We start from the raw sequence: 8,617 nt of genomic DNA on the forward strand, positions 1-8,617 counted from the left end.
ATGTCGCCGGTGACAGCGTGGCGCGCGGCTACTTGAATCGTCCGGAAATGACCGCAGAGCGATTCCTGCGTGATCCGTTCCACAACAATCCAGAAGTACGTATGTACCGCACCGGTGACCTGGCACGATGGAACGCCGATGGCACGCTGGAATACCTCGGCCGTAACGACGACCAGGTGAAGATCCGTGGCGTGCGCATTGAGCTGGGCGAGATCGAAGCCCAGCTGAGCCAGTTGCCGGGCATCGAGGAAGCCTTGATCGTTGCCCGTGAAGACGAGCCGGGCCAGCCGAGGCTGGTGGGTTACTTCACCGAACAGGCAGACGTCGCCACCTTGAACGTGGGCGAACTGCGCACGGCCTTGCTGGCTACGCTGCCGGGCTATATGGTGCCCAGCGCACTGGTCCGTCTGGACGCCTGGCCCTTGACGGCCAATGGCAAGGTCGACCGTCGTGCCTTGCCCGTACCGGATCGTGACGCATTGAACACCGGCGAATACCAGGCGCCGCAAGGCGAGCTGGAAATTGCCTTGGCGGCGATCTGGAGCGAATTGCTGCAGGTCGAGCGGGTAGGGCGTCACGACCGATTCTTTGAACTGGGCGGCCACTCACTGCTGGCCATGCGTATGGTGTCCCAGGTGCGTCAGCGCCTCTCGCTGGAGCTTGCACTGGGCGATCTGTTTGCCGACAGCGCACTGGCAGCCGTTGCGCGCTGCCTGGGCAGCACCGGGCGCAGTGAGCTGCCTGCCATCCAGGTCATCCGCCATGAAGGGCCGGTGCCGCTGTCCTTTGCCCAGCAACGATTGTGGTTTCTGGCGCAAATGGAAGACGCCAACAGTGCCTACAACATTCCGCTGGGTCTGCAACTGAACGGCCAGTTGGATACCCGCGCACTGAAACGCGCCCTTGAGCGCATCGTGGTCCGCCACGACAGCCTGCGCAGTCGTTTCATACAGCAGGAAGGCGAGGCTCGTGTTGAGGCCGCAGCGGCGTCAGTCGTCCCCGATCTGCTCTGGCAGGACCTGCGCGGTCAGGACGAACAGGCGCTGCAACGTGTGGTTCGCGAAGAAGCCGCACAGCCGTTCGATCTGCTGGATGACCTGCCGATTCGTGGGCGTCTGCTGTGCCTGGCCGAAGACCGGCACGTGCTGTTGCTGACCCTGCACCACATCGTCGCCGATGGTTGGTCGCTGGGCGTATTCACCCGTGAACTCACCGCGCTGTACCGGGCTTTCAGTCAGGGGCTGGACGATCCGCTGCCGCCGCTGGCCTTGCAGTACGCCGATTACACACTGTGGCAGCGCGACTGGCTGGACGGTGAGCGCATGAGCCATCAGAGCGATTATTGGCATCAGGCGCTGAGCGGCGCGCCAGCGCTGTTGACCCTGCCCACCGACCGGCCACGCCCGGCGCGTCAGGACTACTCGGGGGCGAGCGTTGCCGTGCGTCTTGATCCGCGCCTGTGCGATGACCTGAAAACCTTCTGCCAGCTTCATGCCGTGACACCGTTCATGCTGTTCATGGGCGCCTGGGCCGTGCTGCTGGCTCGCTTGTCAGGACAGTCCGAGGTGGTGATCGGCATGCCGGTGGCCAACCGCCGGCGCAGCGAAGTCGAAGAACTGATCGGCCTGTTCGTCAACACCCTTGCCGTGCGCATCGACACGTCCGGCGAGCCCGACGCCAGCACCTTGCTGGCGCACATCAAGTCTCAGGTGATCCAGGCTCAGGAACATCAGGACCTGCCGTTCGAGCAGGTGGTGGAGCGCTTGCGGCCGCCACGCAGTCTGGCCCACAGCCCGCTGTTTCAGGCCTCGCTGGCCTGGGACGGAAGCCAGGGGCTTGGGCTGCAACTGGGCGACCTGCACCTGCAACCGTTGTCTGATCAACCGACCTTTGCCAAGTTCGATCTGACCCTGAGCATGGGTGAGACGGATGAAGGGTTCGGTGGTGTGGTGGATTACGCCACGGCACTGTTCGACGAGTCGACCGTTGTACGTTATGTGGGTTACCTAGAGCAGTTGCTATGGACGATGGTCGGCAACGCGCACGCCGTGCCTGCCAGAGCCGGATTGCTGGGGCCTCAGGAACGCCGCCGTCTGTTGGTCGAGTTCAATGCCAGCGAGCAGGATTTCCAACTCGATCAGCCTCTGCAGGCACTGTTCGAGGCTCAGGTCGCCCGAACGCCGGATGCCGTTGCGCTGGAGTCGGCCGGTGTCTGCCTGAGCTATCGCCAGCTCAACGAGGCTGCGAATCGTCTGGCTCATCATCTGATCGGGCAGGGCGTGCAGACTGAAAGCCGCGTCGCGGTGTGCCTGCAGCGTGGTCCGCAGCTGGTGGTCGGCCTGCTGGCTGTGCTCAAGGCCGGCGGTGCCTATGTGCCGCTGGATCCGGGCTACCCGATGGATCGTCTGGCCTACATGCTCGGCGACAGCGAAGCCGTGGCGCTGCTGGTCGATGGCACGACGCAGGCGCGTTTTGCCGATCGCCCGCTGCCGCAGGTCAATCTGGACAGTTGCACCTGGAACGCACAATCGCCAGAGAATCCGGTTGTTCAGGGGTTGGGCGCGGGCCATCTGGCTTACGTGATCTACACCTCGGGCTCTACCGGAGCGCCCAAGGGCGTAATGGTCGAACATCGCGGCCTGTGCAATCTGGTGCAGTGGAGTTCGCAATTGTGTCCGCCGGTGCCGAACGGTGCGCTGCTGCACAAGACGCCGGTGAGTTTCGATGCCTCGGTCTGGGAACTGTTCTGGCCCCTGTGTGCGGGCATGCGTCTGGTATTGGCGCGTCCCGATGGTCAGCGCGACCCGGCGTATCTGGTCCAGGAAATTCAGGACCGTCAGGTCGGCGTGGTGCAGTTCGTGCCCGCGTTGCTGCAACAGTTCGTCGATCTCGATGAAAGCGCCCGTTGCGTCAGCCTGACCGACATCGTCTGTGGCGGCGGCGAACTGACCGCAGCCATGGCGGCACAGGTCCGCCTGCGTCTGCCACAGGTCCGTCTGCACAATGTCTATGGTCCGACCGAAGCCACGGTGGACTGCAGCGTCTGGACCCTGGAGCCTCATGACCCGGCTCCGGAATCGGCCTTGCCAATCGGTCGCGCAATCAGCAACACGCGACTGTATGTGCTGGACGACTATGACCAGCCGGTGCCGCAAGGCGTGGTGGGTCAGTTGCACATTGGTGGCGCGGGTGTCACCCGTGGCTACCTGAATCTGCCTGACATGCAGGCCGAACGCTTCATCGACAGCCCGTTCGTACCCGGTGACCGCCTGTATCGCAGCGGCGATCTGGTTCGCCAGCGGGCAGATGGCCAACTGGAATTTCTCGGCCGCAACGACTTCCAGGTCAAGCTGCATGGCCTGCGCATCGAACTGGGCGAGATCGAAGCGCGTCTTAGCGCCCATCCAGCGCTGCGTGAAGTGGCTGTGCTGCTGCATGGCGAACGTCTGGTGGCCTGGTTCAGCTGTCGCGAAGGTCATTCGGCACCTGGCATCGAAGCCTTGCGCGCTCATGTGATGGCGCAACTGCCGGATTACATGGTGCCGACCGCCTATGTCGCGCTGTCGGCCTTACCTCTGAGCCTCAACGGTAAGCTGGACCGCGCAGCGCTGCCGGAACCGGACGCAAGCGCAGTGCTGAGCCGCCACTACGAAGCGCCGCTGTGCGAAACCGAAGCACTTCTCGCCGAACTCTGGGCCGAGCTGCTGAACGTCGCCCGAGTAGGGCGTCAGGATCACTTCTTCGAACTGGGCGGCCATTCGCTGCTCGCCGTCACGCTGATCGCACGCATGCGCAAGCTGGGCATGAGCGCCGACATTCGCGTGCTGTTCGCCCAGCCAACCCTGGCTGCGCTGGCCAGCGCAGTCGGCACTGACAACGCGCTGCAGATTCCGGCGAACCGGATCGATGCGGATTGCCGTTACATCACACCGGACCTGTTGCCGCTGGTGCAGCTGGATCAGGAGGCCATCGACCGGATCGTCGCCCATGTGCCTGGCGGTGCTGCCAATGTGCAGGACATCTACCCGGCCGGGCCGTTGCAGGCCGGCATCCTTTATCACCACCTGGCCGCTGGCGACAGCGACCCGTACCTGCTGCAACCTCGATTCACCTTTGCTGATGAGACACGTCTGGACGCGTTCTGCGGCGCGTTGCAACAGGTGATCGAGCGTCACGAAATCCTGCGCACGGCGCTGTTCTGGGAAGGCTTGCAAGCTCCGGTGCAGGTCGTGTGGCGCAAGGCGACACTGCGTGTGGATGCGGTTGAACTGCAGGATCTGGACGACGCTCCGCGCATGGACCTGACCCAGGCACCGCTGCTGCATCTGGTACACGCTCATGATCCGGCCACGGGGCTGATCGCTGCGGCGCTGCGTTTCCATCACGTGGTCATGGACCATGTGGCACTCGATGTACTGGGCCAGGAGCTGCAAAGCATCCTGCTGGGCGACCACGCGCAGCTGGCCGAGCCTGTTCCGTACCGCAACTACATCGCTCAGGTGCTGCAAGGCCCGGACGATGCCGCCCACGAAGCGTTTTTCCGCGAACAACTGGGCGACATCGATGAGCCGACGCTGCCGTATGGCCTTGCCTTCGCCTCCCAGGAAGACATTCCCCACGAGGCACGTCTGGTGCTGGACGACGCCCTATGCCACAAGGTGCGCGATCAGTCGCGTCTGCTGGGTGTCAGCGCCGCCAGTCTGATGCACCTGGCCTGGGCCCAGGTGCTCGGGCACTTGTCGGGACGCGAAAGCGTGGTCTTCGGCACGGTACTGCTGGGCCGCCTGCACGGCACCGAAGGTGTGGAACGGGCGCTGGGTGTGTTCATCAACACCTTGCCGCTGCGCATCGAACTGGGCAGCCAGTCGGTGCGCGATGCTGTGCTCGACACTCACCGCAGGCTGACCGGTCTGCTGGCCCACGAGCATGCGCAACTGGCGCTGGCCCAGCGCTGCAGCGCACTGCCCGCGGGCGCTCCGCTGTTCAACACCTTGCTCAACTACCGTCACAGCGCGGCACACAAAGCCGCTGACAACGCGACTGTGCAGGCCTGGCAAGGTATCGAGGTGCTGAACGCCGAGGAACGCAGCAACTATCCACTGACCCTGAGCGTCGATGATCTGGGCGAAGGTTTCAGTTTCACGGCGCAGGCCACGCCGGGCATCGAACCGCAACGGATCTGCGATTACCTGCACGAAGCGCTGACGCACGTGATTCTGGCGCTTGAGCAGCAGCCGGACACGGACATGACGCAACTGGCCATTTTGCCTGCTGCCGAGCGTCAGGAACTGCTCAGCGTGTTCAACGATACCCGCCGTGATTACCCACGCAAACAGCCTGTGCACCGTCTGTTCGAACAGCGTGCCGCCCGGCATCCTGATCGTGTGGCCGCCGAGCATGGCCAGCGTTCGATGACCTACGGTGAACTGAACGCGCAGGCCAACCGACTCGCTCATTACCTGATCGAACAGGGCGTTGCGCCCGACGATCATGTCGCTATCGTCCTTCCGCGTTCACTGGAACTGCTGATCGGCCAACTGGCTGTGAGCAAATGCGCCGCGACCTTCGTTCCGCTGGATGTCAATGCACCTGCGGAACGCCAGAGCTACATGCTGGATGACTGCCAGGCCGTCTGCGTGCTGACTCGCAGCACGGCGACCATCAACGCGGCAACGCGCCGTATCGATCTGGACAGCCTTGATCTGAAAGGCCTGCCGAGCCATGACCCGGAGCTGGCGCAGGGTTCGGACACGGCGGCCTACGTCATGTACACCTCTGGCTCCACCGGCGCGCCCAAAGGGGTGCGTGTGCCGCATCGCGGTATCGCCCGTCTGGTGCTGAACAATGGCTATGCCGATTTCAACGAACATGACCGCATCGCCTTTGCGTCCAACCCGGCGTTCGATGCCAGCACCATGGAAGTGTGGGGTGCCTTGCTCAATGGCGGGCAGCTGTGTGTGGTTGACCATGAAACGCTGGTCGATCCGGTTCGCTTCAGCGCCTTGCTGATCGATGCCCGAATCAGCGTGCTGTTCATTACCACGGCGCTGTTCAACCAGTACGTGCAACAGATTCCGCAAGCCCTGCAAGGCCTGAGGCTGCTGCTTTCTGGCGGCGAACGCGCAGACCCTGCCAGTTATCGGGCGCTGCTGAGCCAGGCGCAGGGCCTGCGCCTGTTCAATGGCTACGGGCCGACCGAAACCACCACGTTTGCCGCTGTATGCGAAGTGAGTGCGATTTGCGAGGGCGACGAGAGCGTGCCGATTGGCCGTCCTATCGGCAACACGAGTATTTATGTGCTGGATGCCCACCAACGTCTGGCGCCCAAAGGGGTGACGGGCGAGCTGTACATCGGTGGCGACGGCGTGGCGCTGGGCTACCTGAATCGCCCGGAGCTGAGCGTCGAGAAATTCCTTGTCGACCCGTTCAGCGATGAACCAGGCGCCATGATGTACCGCACCGGCGACCTCGGTCGCTGGATGGAAGACGGTCAGCTGGAATGCCTGGGACGCAACGACGATCAGGTCAAGATCCGTGGCTTCCGTATCGAGTTGGGTGAAATCGTCAGCTGCCTGCACCAGTTGCCGGGCATTGGCGAAACCGTGGTACTGGCTCGCGAAGACGAACCGGGCAACGTGCGGCTCGTGGCCTATTACACCAGCCATGAAGAAGACACGCTGCTTGCCCCGGAACAGATGCGCGCGCACTTGCAGGCCAGCCTGCCGGACTACATGGTGCCGACGGCGTTCATCGAGCTGAAGACGCTGCCCCTGACAGCCAACGGCAAGCTGGATCGTCGTGCGCTGCCCAAGCCCGAGCGTTCGGCATTGTTCGGGGTGAATTACGAAGCGCCTGAAGGCGAGTTCGAAGTGGCACTGGCCGAGATCTGGGCCGAGGTGCTGCAGGTCGAGCGAGTTGGCCGTCACGACCATTTCTTCGATCTGGGCGGGCATTCGCTGCTGGCCATGCGCATGGTGTCTCAGGTTCGCCAGCAACTGGGCGTGGAACTGCCGCTGGGTGAGTTGTTTGCCCTCGGTGAGCTGGCCGCTGTGGCGGCCGCGTTGTCTGGCGTGGCCCGCAGCGAATTGCCTTCGATTCTGCCGGTGAAGCGCGACCAGCCAATGCCATTGTCCTTCGCCCAGCAACGGCTGTGGTTCCTGGCACAGATGGACGGCGGCAACGAGGCCTATAACATCCCGATGGCACTGAGCCTTGAAGGCGCGCTCGACGTCACTGCACTGACGCGAGCCCTGGCGCGTATCGTCGAACGCCACGAAACCTTGCGCAGCCGGTTCGTGGCCAGCGGCGACAGTGCGCAAGTGCTGTTCGTGCCCACGCCCGCCGACGCCAGGCTGTTGGTCGAGGACATTCGTCACGCTCCCCTGAGCCTGGAGGCGTGTCTGCGTGCCGAGGCAGTCGCCCCGTTCGACCTGGCCCACGGCCCGCTGATCCGCGCCCATCTGCTGCAGGTTGCGGATGAGCGTCATGTGCTGCTGCTGACCGTGCACCACATCGTCGCTGATGGCTGGTCGATGGGCGTACTGACACAGGAACTGCTCGCGCTGTACCCGGCGTTCTGTCAGGAACAGCCTGACCCGCTGCCACCGCTGGCGATCCAGTACGCCGATTATGCTGTGTGGCAACGTCGCTGGCTGACCGGTGAGCGTCTGCAACACCAGGCCGCCTACTGGCGCCAAGTGTTGGAAGGCGCGCCGACACTGCTCACCTTGCCGACCGACCGTCCGCGTCCTGCGCAACAGGACTTTGCAGGCGCCAGCCTCGCGTTGCAGCTGGATACAAGGCTTGCGGCCGATCTGCGCAAACTGGCGCAACGCCAGGGCGTCACGTTGTACATGGCACTGATGGCCGCCTGGGCCACGACGCTCACACGTCTCTCCGGTCAGGCCGAAGTGGTGATCGGCAGCCCGGTGGCGGGACGCGGTCGTACCGAACTGGAAGACCTGGTCGGCCTGTTCGTCAACACCCTGGCCGTGCGCATCGACACCTCGGGCAGTCCGAGCGGTGAGGCGCTGCTGGCGCAGGTCAAGGCGCGTGTACTTGAGGCGCAGGACCATCAGGACCTGCCGTTCGAGCAGGTCGTGGAAGTGGTTCGCCCGACACGCAGCCTGGCCCATGCTCCATTGTTCCAGACCACACTGAACTGGATGCCGGGTAAGCACGTTGCCGTACCGCTTGGCGGTCTGGTGGTGGCGCCTGTCGAACAGGTCAGTCAGGTGTCCAAGTTCGACCTGTCGCTGAGCCTGAGCGAGCAGGGCGAAACCCTGGTCGGCTCGCTGGACTACGCCACGGCGCTGTTCGACGAAGCGACGGCGCAGCGGTATCTGAACTACTTCGTGCAGATCCTTGAAACGCTGGCGACTCATGAGCACACGCGGCTTGATCGCGTTGCTCTGGTCGGCGAGCAGGAGCGGCGTTACCTGTTGGAAACGCTCAATGCGACTGCCGTGGCGGTGGATAACGAGCAGACGGTGCACGCCATTATCGAAGCCCGTGCAGCCAGCGCGCCCGAAAGCGTTGCGGCACAGGTCGGCGAGCGTCGTCTGAATTACGGCGAGCTGAACCTGCGTGCCAACGCGCTGGCCCATCACCTGATCAG

At 63.7% G+C, this 8,617-nt stretch carries 1 protein-coding gene; it reads left to right on the forward strand.

The window, feature by feature from the left end; genetic code table 11:
* Positions 1–8,617 (forward strand): non-ribosomal peptide synthetase (locus QRN20_RS23965; protein ID WP_285361392.1); only part of this gene is annotated, 8,617 nt, incomplete at both ends.

This window comes from Pseudomonas sp. fls2-241-TYG-175, from assembly GCF_030209155.1.
GTDB classification, from domain to species: domain Bacteria; phylum Pseudomonadota; class Gammaproteobacteria; order Pseudomonadales; family Pseudomonadaceae; genus Aquipseudomonas; species Aquipseudomonas viridiflava.